A 25577-nucleotide genomic window follows, 5' to 3' on the forward strand; every position below is an offset into this window, starting at 1 on the left:
ATGCATCCATTCTTAGAACTAATAGACACCTTCTCAACTGATAACAAAGCACGTGGTGATCAGTTTGAGAAGCTATGCAAGTGGATACTAGAAAACCATCCCATGTATAAATCAAAGCTCAAACAAGTATGGCTATGGAATGACTGGCCTGAATGTTGGGGCATAGACTGCGGTATTGATCTCATAGCTGAGGATGTTGATGGAAACAACTGGGCCATTCAAGCTAAGTGCTATAGCCCTAAGAATAGTGTGACCAAAACAGACATAGACTCCTTTCTTAACGAGTCTACGAACACTAGGATCCATCATCGCCTTTTGATTGCCACAACAGATGGAATAGGCCGCAATGCGAAGGGTGTTATTAAGCGACAACACGAAACAATACCAGTCAATCAGTTGATGCTTAGTGACCTGTTAGAGGCTCCTATCGTTTGGCCAAAGAGCCTTGATGTGCTATCAACAGGTGGCGTAAAGAAGGCGTACATACCTAAACCATACCAGCAGATAGCCATAGATAAAGTCACACAAAATCTAGATGATCGTGGCCAGTTGATTATGGCCTGTGGCACAGGTAAAACATTAACAGCCCTTTGGATTGCTGAAGCACTTAAATCAGAGACAGTTCTTGTCTTACTACCCTCTCTCCTGCTTTTATCTAAGACACTGGCTGAGTGGTTAACCCACAGCAAAGAACAATTTAGTTACCTTCCCGTCTGTTCTGACGATACGGTAGCAAAGTCTGAGGATACGATTGCCTTATCAACCTCTGAACTAAGCTTCCCCTCTACAACCGACACAGATGCGATAGCGAAGTTTCTTAAATCCTCTGGCAGAAAGATTATATTCTCTACTTACCAGTCTTCACCAAAGATTGCTGAAGCTTTTAAAGCTATGCACCTAAAGCCATTAGACCTAGTTATTGCAGATGAAGCACATCGTTGTGCAGGTAAAGTTGGTTCAGCTTACTCAACTGTCCTTGATAACGATCAAATACCTGCTGCAAAACGATTATTCATGACAGCAACTCCAAGAATCTTCCAAGCTCATTTTTTAAAGAAAGCTTCTGACTCAGGTGTTGATATTGTTTCAATGGATGATCATGAGGCATTTGGCGCAGTGCTTCATAAGTTATCGTTTGGTGAAGCTATTGAACAGGACTTGTTGACTGATTATCAGGTAGTGATCGTTGGTATTGATAACCCACGCTACTCTGAAATGATTACTGAGCGCAGACTCGTTCAAACAGATAATGATATTCAGTCAGACGCTCAATCGTTTGCCAGTCACATCGGCTTAGCTAAGGCTATGAAGAGCTATGACCTCAAACGAGTAATTAGCTTCCACTCGAGGGTTAGTGCTGCAAAAGACTTTGCCAATAAACTACCTGAAGTTATTGATTGGATGCCAGATAAATCTAGGCCTGATGGAGAGCTATTAACTGGCTATGTATCAGGCGTTATGCCTACCAATAAAAGAAGCAGAAACCTTCGTGCTCTGGGAGAGATTGAATCTGATCAGCGTTATGTCCTTTCTAATGCTCGTTGTTTATCAGAAGGCGTAGACGTTCCTGCTCTCGACGGTGTTGCGTTTATTGACCCTAAGAACTCTGAGATAGATATTGTTCAGGCAGTAGGTAGAGCAATAAGGTTATCAAAGGGCAAATCGATAGGATCTATTATCATTCCTGTCTTTATTGAAGACCATGATGATCCTGATGAAATACTTAACTCTTCACCCTTTAAAAAGGTCTGGGCGGTTGTCAATGCACTGCGTTCACATGATGGGGAATTGGGTGAACAGCTTGACAAGTTCCGCCATGGTATAGGGAGAAGAGGCACTGTTGGACGATCAGATAAGATCATTTTTGATAAGCCAACAACCATCACAGCTGATTTTGAAAAGGCCCTCAACACAAGGCTAATAGAATCAACAACCGCATCGTGGGAGTTTTGGTTTGGTTTGTTAGAGAATTACAAAGAAAAGTTTGGGAATTGTTTAGTCAGAAGTATTGACCAATATAACGATTATAACTTGGGAAGCTGGGTATCAACTCAGCGAACTAACGAGAAAACACTTGCTCCTGATAGATGGAGCCAACTTAATGATCTTGGATTTGTTTGGGATACCTTAAATAACCAATGGGAAGAGGGATATAGAGACCTTGTTGCCTATAAAATCGAGTTTGGTGATGTGCTGGTACCAAACAGCTACATTACAAAATCGGGCTCCAATAGATACAAAACACAACTAGGTTCTAATCTAGGCACATGGTTGGCTACGCAGCGAAAAAACCAAGACAAATTAACAAAAGATCAGTTTAAACGCCTTAACGATCTGGGTGTTGCGTGGGATCCACGTGTTTATGGATGGGAACAAGGATTTCAGCATCTTGTTTCTTATAAAGAAGAATTTGGTGATTGTTTGGTAGAACAAAAGTGTCAATATTGTGGATTTGCGTTGGGTTCTTGGGTAAGAAATCAGCGAACTAAAGAGAAAACACTTGCACCTGAGAGATGGAGTCGACTTAATAATCTTGGGTTTGTTTGGGATGTTATTGAGTACCAATGGGAACGAGGGATTATAAACCTCACTGCGTATAAGGAAGAGTTTGGTGATTGTCTTGTAGGAAAAATAACCCAATACTTTGGTTTTAACTTGGGGCAATGGGTTGCTGATCAGAGAAAATTAAAAAATAACGATAAACTACAACCTGATAAGTCTGAACGCCTGAATGATTTAGGATTTATCTGGGATTCTGCCGACTACAAATGGCAAGAAGGTTTTAAACACCTTACTTCCTACAATAAAGAGCATGGTAATTGTTTGGTAGATGTAAGAGCTCAATATTGTGGCTATCCATTGGGCTCTTGGGCATCAACTCTTCGAAGGAGATATGGAAATTTAAAATCTGAGCAAATTAGTCAGCTTAATGAATTGGGGTTTGTGTGGGACGTTATTGAATATCAATGGCAAAAAGGGTTTAGAAGCCTGATTGCTTATGAGGAAGAGTATGGTAACTGCCTCGTGAGAAAAAGAACTCAATACGCTGGTTATAACTTGGGGGAGTGGGTATCAAAACAACGAAGTCAAAAAGATAAATTATTACCTGAAAGATTCAAACTTTTAAATGATTTAGGGTTTGTTTGGAAGGTCTGATAGAAGAAGTAAAAGAGTGAAGTTGTTAACAGACACTACATCACTCTTTACAGCTAAACTCTCAATAAGTACTGGTAATGGAAGAGCATGGTAATGAGTACTAAGAGAATTATATTAAAGTAGGCTACCCAAAGAAGAGTACCTGAAGTTAGATTACTTTATAACTATTATAATAAATACTCTAGGGATGAATGTATTGAAGTTAGATCCTAACCATAAGCCTAAATTACCTGAAGAACTAGAACATTCAAGACCTTTAGATGTTCACAAGTGGTCTGACTATAAGCATGTCAATGTTTTCATTGATCTGATTTGGGATGAGTTCTTTTCAAGTAGTTATCCTGTCAGTCCTAAAGCTAGTAACCGTCCTAAGTCTAAGCCAAAGAAACAATTAAAAGTGTTGTTGCTGGATCTTTATTTAGCTTGGCTTTCAGATCCTACTCTACTCGTTGGTATCGGTTTATCTAAGTCTGACTACAAAGCTAAGTCTCGTTACAATGAACTTCATATTTCTTTTGAACTCGTAAACATTGTTCACCTCGCTGTTGGTGTTGGTTTAATTGACTATCACTATGGCACTGAAGGTTCTGGAAAGGTTACCCGATTTTGGCCTACTGCCTACCTTATTGATAAGTTCATTGAAGCTGATCTTGGTATTGAAGATATATACCGTCATCCAGATATGGAAGTTATTTGCCTTGGTAGAAACAACTTTGAAATTGAGGATGATTCGTCTAAGAAACATAAGTATGTGGAGTATGAAGATAAGGATGCTCCAGAGGCTATCCACCAATGGCGTATTGATTTAAAGGCGTACAATAAACTTCTTGAAGAATCTTTTATTGATATTGTCACCATTGAAAAGCCTGTTGTTAAGCAAAGATATAAGGACAAGATACTAAAAAGGTACTCTTATAAATTAGTAGAAATTAGTCCTTTAAACAGCTTTGTAAAGCGGATATTCTATCGTGAAGACTGGGCCTTAGGAGGACGCTTTCATGGTGGTTGGTGGCAAATGGTTGGCTCCGATTGGCGTAAGCACATCTTCATCAATGACAAACCGACTGATGAGCAAGATTTCTCTGGCTTACATGTGACTTTGCTCTATGGGCTTGAAGGACTGCAACCACCTAAATACCCTTATGTTTTGAATCTAAAGTCAAACTTCACTCAAGAAGAACAAAAAGCCATTATTAAGGGATTAGTCCTTACGGCGATTAACGCCAAAGATCGTACATCAGCATTCCAAGCGTTTAGGCAAGATCAAGAAGAAGGCACTGCTGAGAAGCGTTTGAAAAATGTACAGTTGACTAAATTTTTGGATGCTTTCTGCGCTAACAACCAGCCTATTGCGCATTACCTATGTAACGACATGGGTGTTAAGTTGATGGCTATGGATGGTCGCATTACCGCTAAGGTAATTAATCATTTCACTAAAAAAGGTGTTCCAGTTCTTTCAGTTCATGACAGCTATATATTAGATATTGAATACCAAAAAGAACTACATGAAGTGATGAGTGAAGCGATTACTGCTGAACTAGACTTTGCCTCTACAAAGTTCAAAGCACGAATAGAACCCACATACCGTGCTATGGGTTGGATCAAAGCTTGGGAACAAGTGGAAGGCACTAGTCCAGAGTTGGTTAAGATGTATGCAGATACCCCAAACTCAATTCGCTGTGATGGATACCTTGAGAGAAAAGCGTTGTGGAGGGGAGAAAGAATCTAACTAACCAAAACATCCTCAAACTTTATATCCAAATCTTATCATGTAGTGGCAAAAGGTAGTGGTATTTGTGGGCTAATAAAAATTCCCGTTTTAATGTCTCAACACTTAAGCCATCTCTGTCCAAGAACTTTTCAAAAATTAAAGAAGTAGCATTACGACATTCTGTTCTAAACAAATAAATAGATTCGTCACTATCCATAGCAGGACTATAAAACAAAGGCATCATTTCAAATTTTGAATCTCTAGGAAGCTCTTCATAAAGTGCCTCAATAATTGAAAACAGTTCAGTGGCCAAACTATTCTTTTTGATTAAATTGGCTGCTACTGAATAGGATGCCCAAGTCAAGTTAAGACTAATAGATACATTTACCAACTGTCTTTCCACGAGGGCCAAAATTAAAATAGATCCAGTTTTAGTAGGTAGTTTTAACATTTGCTAATCTGATAGGTGGCCGCTTAAACGAGCTTCTATTAAATTTTTTATCTGCAAATAGTCTATGGTTGCATCATGAATAATCTTTCTTTTGCGTTTGGGAGTTTTTCTATGATCTGGGTGAATATTCGCATTATTAAAATCATTTAATGATGATAGGCAAAACCAGCCAGTCAAACCTATAAAAATCAACAGAAAAATTTCCCACATCTATAATACTTCCTTTGGTCAGTGTCTTTTAAATTCTCTGCGTTAAGATAACTACTCAACATGCTACTATTCAAACGCTCCCAAAAATATAGGCATAATTCCTAATAGACCAACACACTCAATATCCAAAAATAGTTAATCAGCTGTTATATTTGAGTAGTCGTTAATTCTCATTTTACACTCAGCTTCATGGATAAATGCGTCGTAGCTAACAGCTTTCTATTCTGGCTTGGTAATTAAACTAATCTGTTGATATGAAAAAATATGACGCAAGTATATGAGTAAATACTTTGGGGAAAGAAGCGGTGAAGGCTTCAAGGCTGGGTCGGTTATTTATTCGCACAGGATTCCCCGATTACGATTCCAACTACTGCATCAAAGAGACTGTATCCAGAATTTTACCTACTTTTCAATCAATTGACTTATTTTTATTGATCGCTCCTGGGCCTTCATCTTGTCGTTACTATTTAATACGCCTTCTAGGCCTTCAATAATCTGGTTATATGACTCCTTATATATATCCCTAGTATATTGTTTCGCATGGTAGTCAAACACTAGGGCCCATGAGTATGCTTCGCTATAATTAATGGGCACTCCTTCTCCTCTGATATAGGAGAATATCAAGCTATACATTGAGGACGTATCACCTCCGAGTGCAGCCTCATTAAACCAGTAAAATGACTCCTTGTAATTCTTCATGGTGCCGACGCCTAGTAAGTAATGGTTGGCTAACATATTCATACTGAATTTATGTCCAAGCTTGGCGGCAGCTTCAGCCCAGTAGAAGCATTCATCACCGTTAGCATTATCTGCACCTTTTTGTCTAAGCATAAACACGTAGTCACACATATATACCTTAGAAGCTAAAAGGTACTCCTTTTCTCCAGGGTAGCTTTCAGCTATATCTAACCACAAGCCAATTTCAATTTTTTCATTTCTTGGAATAGCTCTGCCATTTGAGTGCGCATCTGCCAATTCCCGTTTTGCATCAATGTCTCCATTGGCGACCCTAATGTAAATTTCATTTATATTATCTACACGCTCTTGATCAACACACCAGTTAATGTTTTTTTTGTTGTGCTTTTTACTTGCTAGAATATCGCTTGTCTGATATTTTTTCCCGTTTATTACCCACTCATCCAAACATCCTAATGCTAAATCAAAATTAAGTTGAGCTAGTAGTTGAGGTGAAAATATTGTCCATAACAGGAGTGTGATTAATCTAAATTGACACATTGCTAGATTCCAAAAATTAATATTTTAGTCAATATTCAATTATCGTATATCAAGACGTGTTATTTACGCAACACTGCATTCCAAACTCACACAAGTATCTAGGCATAATTTCTAATATACCAACACCCAAGCACCTAATACCCACCAAAACCTAATCTGCCTACCTAACGTGATGAACCTAAAATGCCGACACCTACAGTACTCCCACCATATTCCCACCCAACCAAACCCCCAATACCGCTGAATATCTAACTCTAATAGTCATTCTCTAAGCAAAGGTTGGAGATTCACATAACCTTCCATACAGACCCTAATGAATTTCAGGCTATCCAAAGGTCATACGAAATACCATTGTTTATCAAGGAGTCTGTGTTTTCTACATTTTCTGTGCCTTCAGAAAAGTCTGCCATCACCTTGTCCCAAGTTTTTTCTGGGTTGTTGGTTAATTGATCCACCCACCAATCATAGCCACCACTATCAGGGTCACGACCAAGTACGTTGTTATAAACTTTAGTGAGAAATTCGCCATTGGTAGGATTGGTGCCGTAGGAGGCTCTAAATTCATCAGAGTTAATAAACCCCGCTGATACCTCTACCAAAGTCTTACCTAAATCCATCTGTCCTATCCAATAGCCTAAACCACCTTTATCAGGTGTGCGATTAAACGCCGCCTTATAAATACGATAACAGCTCCCACCAATTTCTCCCACTCCAGTATCGATAGCAATATCAGCACCATTGCTAAAATGCAATCTTTCAATATTAACTAGTGTATCTTCACCTTCGTTTCCCAATGTGTCAGCTAGTGTGTAGGAGTTACCGCCCTTGCCAAGAGTAAAGTTGGAGGGCTGACCATTATAATGAGCAGTATCAATTCCACTTCCACCATCTAAAGAATCGTTTCCGCTGCCACCATCTAAAGAATCATTCCCATTGCCACCGTATAAAGTATCGTCTGATCCATTCCCTGTCATAGTGTCATTTCCACCATACCCATAAGCCACATCAATACTGGAGCTAAGATTAAAAGTGTCATCCCCAGACAACCACTGCTGAAAGAGTAAATAATCATCATTAGTCAATCTAGTTGTAGCTCCATAATAGATAGACATTGCTTCCACTGAAAGACCTTGAACTCCATACATCTCAACCCAACTAGATCCAGTCCAGCCTAGCTCTACATAAGCTTGAGCAACGCCGCCAGTAATAACTTCATTTGAGTTCGCAGTTAAGTCATAACCTGCAAATGCGCTAGTGTACTGTCCACCATTTAAACTCCATTCAATGCCATATACGTCAGAATATTGAACTCCGTTATATGAAATGTTCCAGTTATCATAAAGCTGGAATGCCGAACTGTTGTAATAGAACCTGCTTAAATCAAGATTGTCTTGGTTGAATGCATAATTGGCAAAAAGATTAGCCATAATAAACTCCTTTTTTTACAGGTAGTATTTATGAACACCAACAAATTCATTAGTTAGCTTGCTACTTATATAAGCTTAGAAAAATTTATATTTATTAGTTATTTATTAGCCTAGGCTTATAATAAGTATTAGTAAAGAGTTATAAATGGTTCTGTGTAACTGCACATGAATAGAACTCCAACGTAAGGCTTTGCAATAGGTAACCCATAAAAACCCATTATACCCCCACCTATATTAGCTCTGAGGGGTGTTCATGAGCACAACTTGGGTTGTAATTATTAACAACTTCTCTAATAAAACATCATATCTGCCACAGTACCTACTGTCAGCTCAACATATTCATTAGACTGAGTCATGCTGATGAAAGCATCAGGCTGAGTCTTTGCTTCAGTATCAAGTTGACCAACCCACCAAGCAAGGCCACCCACATCTGGATCTCTTCCAAATACGCCGTTATACATATGAAGAATGAACTCTTCATTACTTATTACGCCTGAATTATCAGAGTCAGAAAGTGCCTTAAATTCACTAGAATCAATAAACCCTGCAGCCATTGAGTTCAGAGTATGCCTACCTGCCTCAATTTCACCCAACCACCAATTATAGCCACCTTCGTCAGGTAAACGCCCTAAAGCACCGTAGTAGGATCTGTAAGTTTGAGAGGCTGCTTGTAAGACGAAGCTGCCATCACCTACATTGATAATCGAGTCCCACAAGTTGCCATCAGCATCAATCAGTTTGGCAGTATTGACACTGCTCATTACTGAGGATGAGACAGAAAAACTACCGCCTTGTTCACCAAATGGTAAAATGTAAGGAAATGGTCGAATGTAATAGTCTCCTGCTGAAAGTGATACAGATGAACTTCCCATCACACTAACGCCTGTAACTTTAGCAAGGTTGCTATCAAAGATATTTGCTCGAATAATATCACCATAACTTTTTCCCATGGAACCAGCTACTTTTACTATGCTCTTACTGTGAAGTGTAAAGCTGTAATAATTATCTGATGCTGAACCATCGAAGCTATAACTAGTTCCATTAGTTAGTGGCGTAGCTAAAATAGGTGTGCCATTCATAACAAAGGATGAAAGAGAAAAGCTACCGCCAAGTTCATCATATGGTTGAATGAAGTAATTCCCTGCTGAAAGTGATTGAGACAAACTTCCATCTAAAAACAAGTCTTTAATTTTAGTGAGGTTACTATCATAGATATTTGCTCGAATACTACTATTATTATTTACGTCTGAGCCAGCTAAAAGCACATTGCCATTACTATGAAGCGTGAAACTGTAATAATTATTTGATGAAAAACTACTAAAATTATAACTAGTTGCATTGGTTAATGGTGTAGCTGAAATAGGTGCAGTAGCTAAAAATGAGAGGGAAAAGTTACCACCATATGCATCAACTGGCTGAATGTAATAATTTCCTGCTGAAAGTGATTCAGACTCACTTCCTATTACAACAAGCTCTTCAACAAAAGCTAGGTTGCTATCATAGATATTTGCTTGAAAATAATTATTATTTCCGTCTGAGCCAGCAACAATTAAATTGCTGTTGCGATTAAGAGTAAAGCTGTAATAATTATCTGATGCTGAACCATCAAAACTATAACTAGTTCCATTGGTTAATGTTGTAGCTAAAACAGGTGTGCCATTCATAGCTAAAGATGAAAGGGAAAAGCTACCACCATATGAATCAATCGGTTGAAAGAAATAATCTCCTGCTGAAAGTAATTCAGACTCACTTCCTCCTTGTATAACAAGGCTTTTAACAAAAGCAAGGTTACTATCATAGATATTTGCTTCAATAAAATTATTATTTCCGTCTGAGCCAGAGACAAGTAAATTGCCATTACTGTGAAGAGTAAAGCTGTAATAATTATCTGATGCTGAGCCATCGAAGCTATAACTAACTCCATTAGTTACTGGCGTAGGATTTAAAATTGAGCCCATTGTCTTTTACCTTTGAAATTTTTAGCGTCCGATGCACTATTCACTACATTTAAGATATTGGTTTTACTGTAACCTTGGTCCTTTTTTAAGTTAGGAGAAAATAAACAGATACAATGCTGTTAACACAACTCCCCCAAAAAACAAAAGAGTTACAGTCTGGCCAAAGGAATCTATGAAGCTGTCTCCTGACCCTTCTTTGTCTTTATTTAAACTCATTGCTATTAAAGCAACTATGACTAATATGGCTATGCCAATCAACTCCATTATCTGCTGCCTCCACATAATTTGCCATTTCCTCTAACTATAAACAAACCACCCACAGATGTATCTAGGCATAATTCCCAATACGTTTCCTAACACCCCCGCCTAAAAAGACTTAATCTGCCTATCTAAGCTGAGAACTCAAAAACGCCAACACCTAACCCATCCACCTCCAACACCCCACCATATTCCCCAACACAACAAACCCCCCATACCGCTGTCCACGTAACCCCATCTGAGGTGAACATAGTAAATGTGGTTTACAGCTGGACACCTAATCTGGAACACTGCTTATGAATAATAACGCCCCTATGGGTGGTGGCCCTGCCTCCCCCCTAAAGTATGCCTGTGCTTACCTGAGATGCTATTCAGCGTGAGATAACACACCTTTTGAATGGTAGCATTAGTCATTTGAAGTGTCTCCACAGGCTCTGTTAGAGGCCTTATATGAGGTGTTCAGTGGAGGTTTTTACGTGAGAAGTTGCTGGTGTTTGGCCTTATGTGAAGGGTTAACCGCTGGATATTTAACTGTAGTAGTTTCTGCAGTAGTTTCAAACAAGATTGACCTAGCTGATAGCCAGTAGTATGGTTCAAAGGCTTCCAGAACAAAGGGGTTTAGTGCTACTCAAAGGAAAGGAACTGTAAGATTGGCCGTCTCCGGGCACGATTTCTAGTGATCATCCCAGTTAGCGCCTACTAACTAGCCCTTGTTGGTCTACCCATGGTCTACCTCAGACCTGATTTTCCATGCTTTTTACGTATCAACTAAAGCCTTTGATAGCAGTCCTTTAGCACTTATCTTTAGTGCTTGTTCCAGTTAGCTGTAAACAGCCCCCCTTCCTTTTTTTGTACTTCGGTATATATGTGTTTTTTGTATGAATGTAGGGGAAATTTCATACTCTAATCCAACACAATCATGGATAGATAAATCAAGAACCTGTGTAAGCCACTAGTCGAATTTTCGTAGGCATTAAAGGTGCATTAACCTCAAGCGAGGTGGTTTTCGTTGGCCTGCCATAACCCCAATCAAGTATTGCTGTAGCGGCTGCAATTCGAGCTGAATCGCTCTGGCTTGATTGCATCACTTCTACAAGCGCATCTAAGGCATCATTGGTGTATTCTCGAGCCAACTCTGACAGGTTCAACTTAAGCTCTGAGGTAGCCTTATTTCCAGCCCCTGCTGGCCTACCTGAACCTTCTCTCATGCCGCCATGTGATGCCATGTTGATATACCTTTTATAAATCTTACAGGTGTATTTTATCACATTAGGTTATTCGCATACATAACCAGCCTAGCATCTACCTCTAGCTTTTGATGTTACCCTTCCCCACTTCACACCCTCTCTAACATCGATTAAGCACCTTCTGGCCGCAGCCTAAGCTACGTTCGCTCATTAAGCACTACCATACTGACAATGCTCACTAGTGCTGCGTAAAAATTGCTTTAAGGCTTAAATCAGAATCCAAACTATATAAATGATGATCTTATAGATGTAGTATTTTTGGAGAGCCTTAAAAAAAAATAATCTATGACATCACCTATAAGAATTAAAGCTTTAGTACTTGCATTATCTCAAAGTGCGATACGACTGTTTTTACGTTATCTCGTAGGGCTAGTAGTTGGTATTATTCCACTAGGATCAGGCTTATTACTATTGATGTTATTTAATAGCGATAGTGATGGGGCTTGGATAATAAGTATTTCTATTTTTATTCTGGCATTGCCGAGCATACCAGCATGGCATGTTCTAAATGAAGCTATACGGTTGAGCAATTTTGAAGTAAAGCATCGAGAACATATTACTGCCTTTGCCGTTGCTAGCATTGTGATGGTGTTAGCCCTGTTTCACAACAGAATGACAAATTTAATGACCTCAATTGAATTCTCCATATCAGTTTGTTTGTTTATATTTTTGGCTGTTTTAAATAGTTACTTATACGTAACGCTGTGTCGTAGATTTCTGCCCAATATTGGGTGCTGATGCACAGGACATACCTACCGCTGCTTGAAGAGTGGCATACCGAACGTTCAGGACTATAATGATTAAAAACGATGAACATCATGAAATTATTAAAGCCGCTGAGCAGGGTGATGCTATAGGTCAATATAACCTAGGAGCTATGTACGATTATGGTGAGGGCGTAGAGCAAAATTATTGGATGGCCGAAAAGTGGTATACCTTAGCAGCTAAGCAGGGTGATGCTGATGCTCAATATAATCTGGGGTTTATGTTTGCTAAAGGCAAAGGTGTCCCAAAGAATATTAAGACAGCAGTAAATTGGTTTACGTTGGCTGCAGAGCAGGGTGATACTGATTCACAATATAATCTAGGACAGATGTACCGTGAGGGCAAGGTTCTTCCGCAGAACGACAAGACTGCACTAAGCTGGTTTGCACGGAGTTGGTACACCTTAGCTGCAGAGCAGGGGCATTCTAAAGCTCAATATAATCTGGCAATAATGTACTCCCAGGGTGATGGCGTTCCAGTATGCGATAAGACCGCTGCAAAGTGGTTTACCTTAGCTGCTGAACAAGGTGAGGATGGTCCGCAATATTAATTGGAATACTTGTATGCTGGTAATGGATTTGGGTTTGATAATACCCTAACTGGCATGAAAGCCACCGACTGATGCGTGGCTTGTTACTATAATGTTCAGGATACACTCGCAGACCATTCAGCCTTAATTGTCGAGCTAAGGCATTAATTGTAGTTTACGTTGATCGATTATCTTCACAATAGTTTTCAGAATTTTTCCTATATTTTATAAGGTCACGAAGGGTTATTCTATAAAAGCTACATAGTCTCGTAGGGCATTTTGATTTATTAGATTGCTCTCAAATTTTATTGTTTGGCGGCATGGTATAGCATGGAAACAGTATTATTAGTTCTGTTAGCCCTTTTAGTGCTGGCAATAGCAATTGTACTCTTTAAATATCTAGTTGTTGGTGCTGGATCTTTATTTAGGTGGGCGTCTGAGCAAGGCTTTATAGGTGCTGCAGTTTATTTTGCGTGTTGGATTTTTCTGTTTCCCTTTATGCTAGCTGCGTGTGTGATTGTTGGAGCTATGGTTTCGCGGTCAGATTAACTACAACCCATAATAACTTATCAAGGGTCATACCAAAGTAAATATAACGGATAGCTGAACTTGGTGAGAGAGTAAAGCACTACTTTTGGTGTAAATTAATCTTAACCTAAGTGATATTTAGACATAAAAAAGCCCACACTGGGAGGGCTTGGGTCGCTTAAAAGCGGAGCCTACGAAAAAACAATTTCATTAACTGCTCCTTAAGTCCCTGGACTGTTATTAGTGACATAGTTGCCAAATCTTTTTCTGTTAGCATAAGCCCATCCCATATAAGTTTGTTTAAAACATTTTTCTAAAGGCAATAAAAAAACCCAACTCAGCGTAAGCTAAATCGGGTCTCTAGAAAGGGCCGGTTTAGCAGTAATTTATATAGCACCCCGCAATCTGGATCAAATCGGTGCTTGTGCCGAACATAGAAGACACATGAAAACTATACGCTTAGTGGTTTATCAGCGCAACAGCTTAAGAACAACATACTCATTTACTTAAGCCTCAACAGTGTATGCCACCAGTTGTATTTTAGTAGGAACAAAAGGTGCGTCAACTTCAAGCGAGGTGGTTTTCGTTGGCCTGCCATAACCTCGGTCAAGTATCGCAGTAGCCCATCATTGCAAACTGACCACTACCACCAAACACATCAGCATGACTTTGAATTGAAATTAGTCCTGTGATCAAGGTGGCTGTTAAAAGAAGGCTTCTTTTTTTTACTAAATTCATGGATTAACCTCTTGTACATATAAGTGAATGTGTCTGAAAACATTACACCCAGAGTTCAGAAAAGTCTCTAGGTCTAATTCCTAATATACCAATTCCTTTTAACAACAATTCGTGTTGGCAATTAAAAAATCTATCTATATCAATAACAATCCCATATTAGTAGTATCTATAGTAAGCATCACAAAGCTTTAAGGTCTTAGACATGAATATAAGCAAGAAGATTGTTGGATTAACCCTTTTATTGCTATTGGGAAATGGAGTGTCAGTTGCTGCTGACTTCAGTAAAGGTCTTCAAGCTGCCCAATCAGGTGACTTTAAAGCTAGCCTATTCGAGTGGACTCCTTTGGCTGAGCAAGGTTATGCTATGGCTCAATTTAATCTAGGACATATGTACGCTAATGGCTATGGTGTGCGAGAGAATGATAAGACCGCAGTGAAGTGGTTTACTAAAGCTGCTGAGCAAGGGCTTGCTGAGGGTCAATTTAATCTAGGGGCTATGTACGACTTTGGTGATGGTGTGCCAGAGAATGATAAGACCGCAGTGACGTGGTACACCTTAGCTGCTGAGCAAGGGTTTGCTATAGCTCAATATCAGCTAGGAATTATGTACGCTAATGGCAGAGGTGTGCCAGAGAATGATAAGACCGCAGTAAAGTGGTACACCTTAGCTGCTGAGCAAGGGTTTGCTATAGCTCAAAGGTATCTAGGGGTTATGTACGCTAATGGCAGAGGTGTGCCAGAGAATGATAAGACCGCAGTGAAGTGGTACACCCTAGCTGCTGAGCAAGGGTATGCTAAGGGTCAATATAATCTAGGGACTATGTACGCTAATGGCAGAGGTGTGCCAGAGAATGATAAGACCGCAGTGAAGTGGTACACCTTAGCTGCTGAGCAAGGGAATGCTCATGCTCAATTTAATCTAGGGACTATGTACGCTAATGGCAGAGGTGTGCCAGAGAATGATAAGACCGCAGTGAAGTGGTACACCTTAGCTGCTGAGCAAGGGTATGTTACAGCTCAAAGGTATCTAGGGGCTATGTACGACTTTGGCGATGGTGTGCCTCAGAATGATAAGACCGCAGTGAAGTGGTACACCTTAGCTAGTTATAACGGCAACGAAGTTGCTCGTGAGAATAAAGATAAGGTAACTAAACAAATGACTCCAGCTGATATATCCACAGCACAGGACATGTCTAGCCGATGTTTAGATAGCAACTATACGGATTGTTAAAGACAGCATGAAACTACTGGCATTAAATATTCGACAAAGTGTTAGTTGGTGCTCCAGTGAGATTATTAGAATGTTTAACAACGAGACTTGGTGTATGAAGCTGTTGGCCCTTATGGCAAACTAATAACTTGCGAAACAGTGCGCTTCTGAAACACCCTTATGGGATTGCCGAGTAGGGACCCATTGCTTCAATCAAAACCATTTTTTACCTACACCCGTCATTTGCAGAGTCCTTAACGATACCACTGGGTATGAGGGAGGTAGGATATGAGAAGATGGTTGTATAGGACCCTTCCCAAGTTCTTAGTGGAGTCTTAAATAACTCCATTTAACAATCAACTACTGGCTATAACCACAGAACCTGTCTTCTGTGAGTTCCTAGGGATACTGAGGTAAGTAAGTTACTGTCTACCGTTTTTGTATTCCCTTGGGACTCCATACAGAGGGTCTTAGGTATCAGCTTTAGATTGGTCCTTTAACAAGGTCTTGATCTGGGTTTGAACTCAGTTTCAAATCAGTTCATCGAACTAAATCAGGGTATTTTTTATGGTACATACGGCGAAGAGCTATAAAGTGCTTTTGGCCTTCTTTTTTGCTCCATTTAATAATATTTTGACCATAATCGTTATCTGTAGACTCTGGAATCACATTGAGTTCTCGCCCTGTATGCATAGCCTTTAATTGAATTTCACAAGCGCGATCCAAGAAATAGAGATCATCGAAAGCATCCCATAGATAGGGTCTAGAGATGATTACACCATGGTTGGCGCACATCAACACATCCTTGGTTTTCAAACTGTCGACGATAATGCCACCAATCGCTGTATCACTCGGATCGCCATACACCCCAAGATAGGCAATACGCTCTACAAAGCGCAGTGCATGTTGGCTGGACATCGTTATAGTTTGATCTTTTAGCAACGTCAGTGCGGTTATATTTGGTTGATGTGAATGCAAGATAGCTCTGGCACGGGGGACTTGTTGATGAATTGCCCCGTGAATATTCAAATTGCTTGGTTCAACTTCGCCAACCCCTGAAATCACATGTCCATCAAAATCTGCTACTAAAAAATCTGAACTTTTAACTTCTGACCAATGTAGACCATATGGAAGTGCCAGAAAATGTTCGGCACTATCTGGCAACATGGCTGTTAAATGGTTTACAACACCTTCATTCCATTGATGGTCTGCCATATAGCGGTGAATTAGGGCTAGATCAAACCGTAACTGGTTCTCAGGTGATAGGTCGTCAAACATGTTCCAAGTATCCATCATTTCCCATAAGCAAACTCAATATTTCCCATACATTTAATTACGATCCATTAGTAGGCTGGGTCGTCAATCAAATTATGATACTACTCGGGATCCTATTGAAGATCAAAAAGTCGGAGAACAAACTCACTAACACCACCTTTCTTTTAACTCAGGATTTGCGACAGAGGCCGTGCCTAGCAGTGACCTACTGGCAATTGGTGACTTTAATACTGGTTCCAATACATTAGATACTGAAGGTGCCAAGTTTCATTGCGCGGACCAATTTGTGAATCTGGCTGACACCACATTGACCGACCTATGGCGCACTCATAATAGCGAGCCAACTCAGGAATATAGTTGGTACTCAAACGCTGGTAATGGGTTTAGGATTGACCATGCGCTCGCTGGTAAGCATGTCACTGATCAATGTGTAAATTGCTACTATGATCATAGCACTCGGGAAACCCTCACAGATCATTCAGCCCTAATAGTTGAACTAAGCCTATAGTTCTGGAATTAATCCCCCACTTCACACCTGCTCTAACATCGATTAAGCACCTTACAGCCATGCCCTAAGCTGCGTTATCTCTTCTAGCACTATAGCGCTAGTGATGCTAACTAGATCTGATCTACAGACCTCCTAGTGACTTATGCATGTCTGCTAAAAGCTCACGCATGCCAATAACTTCTTTAGTTCTAAGGCCATGAGTATACCTGTGATGGTCCTTCCCAAAAGCTTGGTTAATCAGCCCTGTGGAGGCCCCACTGTGGCGTTTGCATCGGCCATTACGAATGTTGCCCTTGTGCTTACATAAGCCACCTGATCGCGTTCTGGCCCCACAGAAGGGTAGGGTATTTAGGTCAAACTGATTAGCCACTGCGATGCTGTTTTTCAGTCCAACTTTTGAAAGCTCCTACTGAAATGATTATTCAAAAACAGAACCCTTGTGATTCACTGGGCTTGCACACAAAGGTATAGTCATTTTTTTGGTGTATTAAGAAGAGCTATAAAATGAATTGAATCACTAAAAAAACATACAAACCTAATTGAGTCTCACATTGTTGCTATCATTTTAATTCCTGCAACTAAAAGCACACATGACAAAAGATATTGTATTGTTGAACTGCCAAATCGCTTGCTTCCATATTCAGAACCAATGTAGCCACCAATCACTGCCGCAATGACCCAAATAGTTAGCCCTTCTGGTAATTGAGGTGTTTTTGAAGAAAGAAATCCAAGTAAGCCTGCGATAGAATTTACCAATACAAATGCAGCAGCAATCCCTGAAACATTTTTTACATTTTCCCATTTAAGCATTATAAGTAACGGACTTAAAAAAATCCCTCCACCAACACCTACTAAACCAGAGAAAAACCCAAGCACCGCTCCAAGCAGCAAAACAATAGGCATAAATGGCGCTTTAATTTCACAATCTGTTTTAGCTGAATTCATAACAAAATGATAAGCCACATAAATAAGCGCAAGGCCGATAAGTGGCTTGTAATATATACTGGGTAAAAGAATTAGCCCTCCTATATACGCAAAAGGAATAGAAGCAAGCGCAAAGGGCCAGAGTATTGACCAGGAGAACCGCCCCGCTTTCAAATATTTAACAAGCGCTATAGAAGCAACTAGAATGTTTAAGGTTAACGCAACCGGTTTCATTTCTAGGGTGTCATACTGAACATCGCCGTAGCTGTCAAATATCCTGAAGCACCCCCATGCCCTACCGATGAATATAATGTAGCAGCTACGAAAATCAAAGCCGCAAGAGTTACAATATTTTCAAATCCCACTTACCTTCCTCTGTATAAACCTAACATCAATAAAGCTTTATTATTACTGACTTAATAGAAGTCATAATCAAATACTGCATCACCTTGGTCACCATGAACCTGGACATTAAACGAAACAATAATACGATCCTTTAGGCCTATATATGGCATTGCTGTGTGTTTTAGATGTGCCGGGAATATGCACAACACGCCTTCTTCTGGTTTAGAATCAAAGCCAGTGGACTGCAAATAGAGATTACCTGAATCCATGTAACCGCCACCAATAACATCCATGTGATGACTATAAAAACGGGTAACTCCGTTCATCGCACCAAGTGCCTTGTTACTCTCACGTTTTTCATTATCATCGACCTGAACATAATAAACACCTGACCATGCGCAATTACCATGGGTATGAGTTTCATGATAACCGTGACCATTTTGAATCTGGAACCAGGCGCCAACAACTTCCATATTCATCTTCTTCGATTGGCTGTTTTTCCATATTTCACTATTCATTGTGCTGGAAATTTCAAATACAGATTGAGAAATGAAAGCAAATAACTGGTTAAGTGACGAATTATCATACTGCCTTAACAAATCATCAGTGCTTGAATAGATAGGAGCTTCAATATCACTGTTTTTATCTGCGATACGATGCTCACAAAAAAGTTTTACTAATGATTCGTTCACTTCTTCATATTGCGGGAATTTTTTACGTAATATAGGTGTAGGCCAAAGCATATGGATATTTTTATTTTTGCGGGAACTCTCACTCATTACATTAAACTCAACTGTTATTAGCTCTAATATTTATTATTGAAGACCATTTAGCATTTATCAGGTGCAATACGCTAGGTCAATATTCTGCTCGAAGTGCATCATCCAAAGCCTCCCATGCAAGTAATACGCATCGTTTTCTTGCAGAGTGACCGCGCACAGCCTCTAATGCTTTCAAAGCATCAACTGGGCACTCACCTTGGCCACCAAACCAGGATTTCATACCTTCAGCTAATTGATGTGCTTCAACCTTATTTTTACCTATAACGGTCTCTGTCATCATAGAAGCAGAAGCCAGACAGATAGAACAGCCACGCCCTCTGAACCTAACCTTGGATAGCATTTTATTATCAAGGTTAATACCCACTTCTAGGTCATCACCACAACGAGGGTTAGTGCCACGGTGCACTGCATCGGCATCAGACAAGTCACTTTTATTACGTGGATTTCGGTAATGATCCATTAATACGTCTTTGTATATGCTCTTATCCGTCACAAGAAAGACCTACGCAAACTTACTATGTGCTTCATTAATAGCCTCAATTAATACATCAATGTCACTATAAGAGTTATAAGGAGCAAAGCTAGCACGTGCAGTAGCAGCAACACCTATATATTGCATAAGTGGTTGGCAACAATGGTGCCCTGCTCTGATTGCAACACCCAGCTCACCCGCAATTTGCCCAACATCATGTGGATGTACATCTGTTAAATTAAATGAAACGATTCCAGCACGCTGTTGAGCATTGCGTGGGCCATAAATTTCTATACTATTTAACTTAGACAAACTATCCAGAGCATATTGAGTTAAGCCCATAACATGTTTATGCATCAAAGCCATGTCATTTTCGTGCAGCCAGTTGATTGCTGCGGCAAAACCCAAAGCGCCTGCTAAATTTTGTGAGCCCGCTTCAAATTTTGCAGGATATGGCATCCAGACACTGTTACATTCATTAATGCTGTCAACCATGCCTCCGCCAAGCAGGAGTGGTTCCATTTCAACAAGTCGTTCAGCTTTTCCATAAAGCGCACCAATGCCTGTCGGACCAAACATTTTGTGTGCTGAGAAGGCTAAAAAATCACAGTCAATATCAATGACATCAACAGGTACATGTCCTACAGATTGTGCTGCATCAACCATAACAGCAATACCCTGCTCTGCAGCCTTAGCACAAATTTCTTTTACAGGGTTAATTGTGCCCAATACATTAGAGGTATGAGTAACAGCAATTAGTTTAGTCGTTGAATCATAGAGACCAATGCAGCTATCTAAATCGAGACTGCCATCTTGTCTCAATTCAATAATTTTTAACTTTGCATCATTTTCGTTACATAAGGCTTGCCAAGGTAGGTAATTTGCATGGTGCTCCATACGTGTTACCCAAATCTGATCCCCTTTGCTCAGGCGTGAACGTAACCAACCTTGTGCCACCATGTTAATAGACTCGGTTGTGGAACGAGTGAAAATTAACTGATCATCAGGAGCGTTAATAAATTTAGCCAGAGTAGTACGTGCATTTTCGTAATGTTGACTGGCTTCTTCGGCTAAAGGGTAAAGTCCACGATGAACAGGGCCGTAATGTTCGCTATAACAGTTACTAATAGCATCAATCACTGCATTGGGTTTTTGGCTTGTCGCAGCATTATCAAGATAATGTAATGAATCTCCAGCATTCATTAATAAGGGGAAATCAGCACGAATTTTTTCTACCTCAAAGGTATCGTCAAGTGAGCTATTTTGAACAATCTCATCCAACATCAAATTAAGCCCTTACCAGTTCGGTTTGAGTTGCTTCCATCATTAATTTATCACGCATGCGCATGCCACTACCCTGACGACGCACCATAACAATTTCACTCATGACGCAAAGAGCAATTTCTTCTGGCAACTTCGCTCCTAGGTCAAAACCAGAAGGAGCCATAACACGCTCTAACTCTTTTTCACTAAAGCCTTCGTAACGCAAATAATCAAGCACCAGGCGTGAACGTTTTCTACTTGCAATGAGTGCTATATATTCTGCTTTAGAGGCTAATGCACGTTTCATCGACTCATGATCTCCTTTATGTTGAGTTGCAATCACGACAAAGTCACCCACTTCAGGCAACAGCTGATCGTAATCAAAATCATCAGTAATCAATTTTTCTGCTGCTGGGTATTTTTCCCAACTAATGACTGGATCATTGACAATAACATTTATACCCATTAAATCAGCCAGTTGACACATCACTTCTGCTACGCGACCGTGCCCCATCAACCAAAGAGTTGGACAAGGTAAAACTGGCTCAACATAAACTTGCATACTGCCTCCACATGGCATACCTGCACCTAAAACCTCATCATCGAGATCAATATCAATAACTGTGCATTCGCCGCTTTCAATATTTTTAAGGCCTTCCTCGCAAGCAGTCGATTCCGCACAGCCTCCGCCAACCCAGCCAGCAACCACTAGGCCATCTTTATCTATAACCGCTTTAGAGCCTGTTTTGGCTGAAACCGAACCAATGGTTTTAACCACAGTTGCCACTGCGTAAGGTTCACCCTTTTCACGCATATCTTTTAATACATCAATGATTTCTTTAGCCATAACTATATTCTCTAATTTTTATATGGCCGAAGCCTTATTAATATTTTCTGTATAAGCAGAGTATTGTTTCGGGGTATCAAGGTCGAACACCACGTTGTCATTATTCATTTCAAAAACATTAACCTCTTCAGGGTTTTTTTCGATCAATTTTTTACAACCTAAATTACGCTCACCGTTTAAAATTTCCTGACGATGTAGATAGTCAAAAATAATCGGGTTTCCCCGTTTCCCTTTAAAAGCCGGCACTAAAATAGAACCATAGCTACGCTTACCAAAGGCCTCTATCAATACGTTAACATCTTCCGTCTTTAATAAAGGTTGATCCGATAAACAAATCATCACCCCATCACAAACTTCAGAGAGCGAAAATAAGCCCTTATAAACAGATGTCATCTGACCATCACGATAAGCGTCGTTTTCAACAAAATTAAGTGGCAAACCTTTAAGTATAGCTCGCATTTTTTCAGCTTCATGTCCAAGCACAACAACAACTTTCTTTAAGTTTGAAGCCAATAACATTTCTGCTGTACGACGCAGCAAAGGCATGCCATCAACTAGTAACTCAAGTTTATTAACCTCACCCATACGGAGAGACTCACCTGCCGCTAATAATATTGCAGATACTGTTTTCATGCGCTGACATACTTCCTTGGTTCATTTTGAAAACGGTGCAAACACCCACCACAACAAAAATAATAATCTTTATCGTTATACTTACTATGAAATTCAGCGTCTTTTACTTCAACTGACATACCGCAAACAGTGTCAATAGCAGAAATCTCTACTTCACGACTACCGCCACAACAACTTGCTGATTGAACCTCTTCCACTTCTACAGCCTGTCGTCGAGCCTTAACTAAACCGGCCAATACAGATAACGCTATTTCTTCTGGTGTAACTGCGTCAATTTCAAGACCAATGGGTGAGATAATGGCATCAACGCGAAGTACATCGCCACAGCTCTCTTTTAAGTAACTTTTAAGCTTATCCGATTTAGATTTACTGGCAATAAAGCCAATATAATCAGCACTAGTAGTAATAGCTGCCTCAAGCCCTTGTTCATCAAGTTTGCCTTGAGTTGCAACGATAACAAAATCAGGAACAACATCTGCCACATCAAAGCCATCAATTATATTATCAGCTTCTGGAAACATCTCTGAATCTGCACCAGGAAAAGCCGCTGTAACAGAAAAGCCAACTCGTTGCGCTAGTCCAACTAAGGCCTGCGCTGCTGCTGTAGCGCCAATTAATAATAAAACAGGACGAGCAATAACAGGGTCGATAAAAATATCCAAAGTGCCTCCGCTATGGCAAGCCATTCCAAAGTTAGTAATGCCTTCTTCTACATATCCATCTTTAGTTGGACTAATTCTAATTAAACGAGCCTGACCTTCCTTTAATACTTTTTTAGCCATTTTAATCACGGCAGGTTGCGCGCATCCACCACCAATCCATCCCTGAATGACCCCATCCGCTTCAACAATTGCTTTAGCTCCAGGCTTTGCTGAAGTTGGTGATACAGCCCGCACTACTGTTATCAGGGCAAAAGGCTTTCTTTCAGATTTTAGACTGGCGGCCCTATCTAGTAGTGCATCACTTTCCATTCTCATTGTTTATTTCCTAAAGCTTCATTAATTCAGGTTCTAGTTTCATTAGGCTTTCTAAGTTGTGTGCCGACGAAAAAAGATCCAGCAATGGCAAAGCGGCTTGCATACCTTTTGCAATGGGTTCATAACCATCACGCCCTAATAAAGGATTGAGCCAGACAATTTTTCTGGCTCTCTGTTTCAACTGTTGTAATTGTTCAGTCAGTTGCTTGGGTTCACCAGTGTCATATCCATCACTGATAATCATAACGATTGAGCGTGAGTTAACTATGCGTCGACCATACTCATGATTAAACATCTGTAAACATTCACCAATACGCGTGCCTCCAGACCAACCAGATGACATTAATGCCAACTTCTCTTTTGCCTTTGTCATATCACGTTCACGCAATGCATCTGTAACATGGACCAAGCGTGTGTGGTAAACAAAAGCATCCGAATCTTTAAATGCTTCAATAATGCCTCTTGCAAACCGTAAAAAAAGAAAACTATACAAGCTCATGGAACGGCTCACATCTAATAATAATATTAACCGAGGCGCCTGTTTTTTACGTTTCATGAATGCCAATTCCAGCGGAGTACCACCGTAACGTAAACTATTACGAATGGTTTGGCGTAAATTAATACGATTACCCTGTCTCTGTACACGCTGCCTACGTGTCATACGACGACGCATCTTTTTAGCCATACGCTCAACTAGCAATTCCATTTCACGCATTTTTGAGTCATCTGACAATTGTCGAAAGTCGGTTTTCGCTGTCACTTGCTGAACACTGGCTCCACCTTTACTGCCACCTTCACCAGCATCATTATCATCGCCTTCTTCAGCGTGATCGGCCTCAACCGCTTCATCTCCACCACCACCCTGCTGCCCACCATCAAGACCTTTTTCACTCTCCATCTGCTTCGAATAACTGGAAGCCTGTTCGCGCGTACCGTTAGGTGTTATCCAAAAAGCGTCAAATAATTCATCGAAGCGCCGCCAGTCATAAGCACATGAACATAACAAAGCCCGCAAGCCCCAACGCAAAAGCTTCTGCTGTAACAGAATGCCGGACTCGGCCATTTTCATCACATCCAACTCTTCTTGAATTCCAAGATGAAAACCATTACTACGCATGTGATGTAAAAAACCCAATAAATGATCAAGCAACGTATCTGCCAACTCAAAGTCTTCTTGATGGCTTAGGTTAGCCATTATCCCGACCTAGCAATTAAACGGTCTGAAACATCTCTTGTAATCAAATCATGATCTTCTTTTGTCTTTAATAAACACATCAATGTATTCATGATCAATTCAGGGTCTTTATCTAACGATGACAAGTTCAACTTTAACAATGCTGCCGTCCAGTCTAGCGTTTCTGAAACTCCAGGAATCTTCCGTAAGTCCATCTTTCTCAGTGACTGTACATATTCGACAACTTGTCCGGCCAAACGTTGGCTAACTTCGGGCATTCTAGTTGTGATAATACGTAACTCTTTATCAAAACTAGGATAATCAACATAGTGGTAGAGACACCGCCGACGCAAAGCATCACTTAATTCACGAGTCGCATTAGAAGTTAAAATTACGTGAGGCTTTGTAATGGCTTTGATAGTACCCAACTCAGGAATGGTAATTTGAAAATCAGAAAGTACTTCAAGAAGAAACGCTTCAAATTCTTCATCAGCTCTGTCAATTTCATCTATCAATAGGACTGGAGACTTGTCCATCGTAATAGCTTGAAGTAGTGGCCGTTTTAGTAGATATTTTTCACTAAAAATATCTTGTTCCTTACTGGCCTGGCTATCACTCGCTGACTCCTGCATTTTAATGGCAAGCAACTGATGCTGATAGTTCCATTCATAAACTGCAGAATTCACATCCAAACCTTCATAACACTGTAAACGGATTAATGGACAGCCAAAAATCTTTGCTAGCGTTTTAGCGATTTCAGTTTTACCAACGCCAGCATCACCTTCAAGCAGTAGCGGTCGATGTAATTTAGTTTGTAATAATAGCGTTGCAGCCAGATCTTTATCAGCCACGTAATCTGCCTCAGCTAAACGCGCTTGGAACACCGTAAGTTCTTTCATGCTGTAATAATAAACCTATGCGGTTAGATATAAGGACCTACATTAAATGGCGAG

The 25577-nt window shown here is 40.2% G+C and carries 24 protein-coding genes; 6 read left to right on the top strand and 18 right to left on the bottom strand.

The window, feature by feature from the left end; translation table 11 throughout:
- Together ABXT59_RS10695 and ABXT59_RS10700 are read left to right on the top strand one after the other, a co-directional pair.
- The gene (locus ABXT59_RS10695; RefSeq protein WP_443636100.1) at positions 1-3156 is read left to right on the top strand and encodes a Helicase associated domain protein; all 3156 of its coding nucleotides are present in this window, start codon (positions 1-3) and stop codon (positions 3154-3156) included.
- A gap of 196 nt (positions 3157-3352) precedes the next feature.
- A complete protein-coding gene (locus ABXT59_RS10700; RefSeq protein ID WP_443636101.1) occupies positions 3353-4885 on the top strand; it encodes a hypothetical protein in 1533 nt (510 codons plus the stop codon).
- Between the two features lie 22 nt (positions 4886-4907).
- On the opposite strand, the gene ABXT59_RS10705 is transcribed toward ABXT59_RS10700, so the two are convergent.
- From ABXT59_RS10705 to ABXT59_RS10730, 6 genes are all read right to left on the bottom strand, one after another.
- Positions 4908-5318 carry a hypothetical protein gene (locus ABXT59_RS10705; protein WP_443636102.1) on the bottom strand — a complete coding sequence of 137 codons (411 nt, stop codon included), beginning with the start codon at positions 5316-5318 and terminating at the stop codon, positions 4908-4910.
- A gap of 3 nt (positions 5319-5321) precedes the next feature.
- The gene (locus ABXT59_RS10710; RefSeq protein WP_443636103.1) at positions 5322-5528 is read right to left on the bottom strand and encodes a hypothetical protein; all 207 of its coding nucleotides are present in this window, start codon (positions 5526-5528) and stop codon (positions 5322-5324) included.
- 402 nt (positions 5529-5930) lie between these two features.
- A complete protein-coding gene (locus ABXT59_RS10715) occupies positions 5931-6764 on the bottom strand; it encodes a tetratricopeptide repeat protein (protein WP_443636104.1) in 834 nt (277 codons plus the stop codon).
- A 320-nt stretch (positions 6765-7084) separates the two neighbouring features.
- Entirely contained in the window at positions 7085-8191 is a 1107-nt protein-coding gene (locus ABXT59_RS10720) for a DUF4214 domain-containing protein (protein WP_443636105.1), read from the bottom strand.
- 290 nt (positions 8192-8481) lie between these two features.
- On the bottom strand, positions 8482-10149 hold the full coding sequence (locus ABXT59_RS10725; protein WP_443636106.1) for a DUF4214 domain-containing protein: 1668 nt from the start codon (positions 10147-10149) through the stop codon (positions 8482-8484).
- A gap of 1190 nt (positions 10150-11339) precedes the next feature.
- Positions 11340-11633, bottom strand: a complete 294-nt coding sequence (locus ABXT59_RS10730; protein WP_443636107.1) for a hypothetical protein — start codon at positions 11631-11633, stop codon at positions 11340-11342.
- Positions 11634-11939: 306 nt separating this feature from the next.
- Between ABXT59_RS10730 and ABXT59_RS10735 the strand changes: the two genes are divergently transcribed.
- From ABXT59_RS10735 to ABXT59_RS10745, 3 genes are all read left to right on the top strand, one after another.
- Positions 11940-12392 (top strand): hypothetical protein, encoded by a 453-nt coding sequence (locus tag ABXT59_RS10735; RefSeq protein WP_443636108.1) that lies wholly within the window; start codon positions 11940-11942, stop codon positions 12390-12392.
- A gap of 58 nt (positions 12393-12450) precedes the next feature.
- Entirely contained in the window at positions 12451-12969 is a 519-nt protein-coding gene (locus tag ABXT59_RS10740) for a tetratricopeptide repeat protein (RefSeq protein ID WP_443636109.1), read from the top strand.
- A 309-nt stretch (positions 12970-13278) separates the two neighbouring features.
- Positions 13279-13497, top strand: coding sequence for a hypothetical protein (locus ABXT59_RS10745; RefSeq protein ID WP_443636110.1), 219 nt, complete (start codon positions 13279-13281; stop codon positions 13495-13497).
- Between the two features lie 585 nt (positions 13498-14082).
- Here the strand turns inward: ABXT59_RS10745 and ABXT59_RS10750 are convergent.
- On the bottom strand, positions 14083-14214 hold the full coding sequence (locus ABXT59_RS10750) for a hypothetical protein (protein WP_443636111.1): 132 nt from the start codon (positions 14212-14214) through the stop codon (positions 14083-14085).
- 202 nt (positions 14215-14416) lie between these two features.
- Here ABXT59_RS10750 and ABXT59_RS10755 point away from each other — a divergent pair, with 202 nt between their 5' ends.
- Positions 14417-15445, top strand: a complete 1029-nt coding sequence (locus ABXT59_RS10755) for an SEL1-like repeat protein (RefSeq protein ID WP_443636112.1) — start codon at positions 14417-14419, stop codon at positions 15443-15445.
- 519 nt (positions 15446-15964) lie between these two features.
- On the opposite strand, the gene ABXT59_RS10760 is transcribed toward ABXT59_RS10755, so the two are convergent.
- The 11 genes from ABXT59_RS10760 to ABXT59_RS10810 form a co-directional block, all read right to left on the bottom strand.
- A complete protein-coding gene (locus ABXT59_RS10760; protein ID WP_443636113.1) occupies positions 15965-16702 on the bottom strand; it encodes a class II aldolase/adducin family protein in 738 nt (245 codons plus the stop codon).
- Positions 16703-17328: 626 nt separating this feature from the next.
- Entirely contained in the window at positions 17329-17577 is a 249-nt protein-coding gene (locus ABXT59_RS10765; RefSeq protein ID WP_443636114.1) for an HGGxSTG domain-containing protein, read from the bottom strand.
- A gap of 176 nt (positions 17578-17753) precedes the next feature.
- On the bottom strand, positions 17754-18365 hold the full coding sequence (locus tag ABXT59_RS10770) for a sulfite exporter TauE/SafE family protein (RefSeq protein ID WP_443636115.1): 612 nt from the start codon (positions 18363-18365) through the stop codon (positions 17754-17756).
- A gap of 182 nt (positions 18366-18547) precedes the next feature.
- A complete protein-coding gene (locus ABXT59_RS10775) occupies positions 18548-19255 on the bottom strand; it encodes a TIGR02466 family protein (RefSeq protein WP_443636116.1) in 708 nt (235 codons plus the stop codon).
- Positions 19256-19334: 79 nt separating this feature from the next.
- The gene (gene sufU, locus ABXT59_RS10780; RefSeq protein WP_443636117.1) at positions 19335-19751 is read right to left on the bottom strand and encodes a Fe-S cluster assembly sulfur transfer protein SufU; all 417 of its coding nucleotides are present in this window, start codon (positions 19749-19751) and stop codon (positions 19335-19337) included.
- Between the two features lie 9 nt (positions 19752-19760).
- Positions 19761-21014, bottom strand: a complete 1254-nt coding sequence (locus tag ABXT59_RS10785; protein ID WP_443636118.1) for an aminotransferase class V-fold PLP-dependent enzyme — start codon at positions 21012-21014, stop codon at positions 19761-19763.
- A gap of 4 nt (positions 21015-21018) precedes the next feature.
- Positions 21019-21840 (bottom strand): XdhC family protein, encoded by an 822-nt coding sequence (locus ABXT59_RS10790; protein ID WP_443636119.1) that lies wholly within the window; start codon positions 21838-21840, stop codon positions 21019-21021.
- Between the two features lie 18 nt (positions 21841-21858).
- Complete coding sequence (locus tag ABXT59_RS10795) at positions 21859-22473, bottom strand: nucleotidyltransferase family protein (RefSeq protein WP_443636120.1); 615 nt, start codon at positions 22471-22473, stop codon at positions 21859-21861.
- Positions 22470-23450 (bottom strand): XdhC family protein, encoded by a 981-nt coding sequence (locus ABXT59_RS10800; protein ID WP_443636121.1) that lies wholly within the window; start codon positions 23448-23450, stop codon positions 22470-22472. The genes ABXT59_RS10795 and ABXT59_RS10800 overlap by 4 nt, the downstream gene beginning before the upstream one ends.
- Positions 23451-23460: 10 nt before the next feature.
- Complete coding sequence (locus tag ABXT59_RS10805; RefSeq protein WP_443636122.1) at positions 23461-24645, bottom strand: vWA domain-containing protein; 1185 nt, start codon at positions 24643-24645, stop codon at positions 23461-23463.
- Positions 24645-25523 carry an AAA family ATPase gene (locus tag ABXT59_RS10810; RefSeq protein ID WP_443636123.1) on the bottom strand — a complete coding sequence of 293 codons (879 nt, stop codon included), beginning with the start codon at positions 25521-25523 and terminating at the stop codon, positions 24645-24647. The genes ABXT59_RS10805 and ABXT59_RS10810 overlap by 1 nt, the downstream gene beginning before the upstream one ends.
- Positions 25524-25577: the final 54 nt, after the last annotated feature.

The sequence above is a fragment of the Candidatus Njordibacter sp. Uisw_058 genome (assembly GCF_047730065.1).
Lineage (GTDB): Bacteria > Pseudomonadota > Gammaproteobacteria > Pseudomonadales > Balneatricaceae > Njordibacter.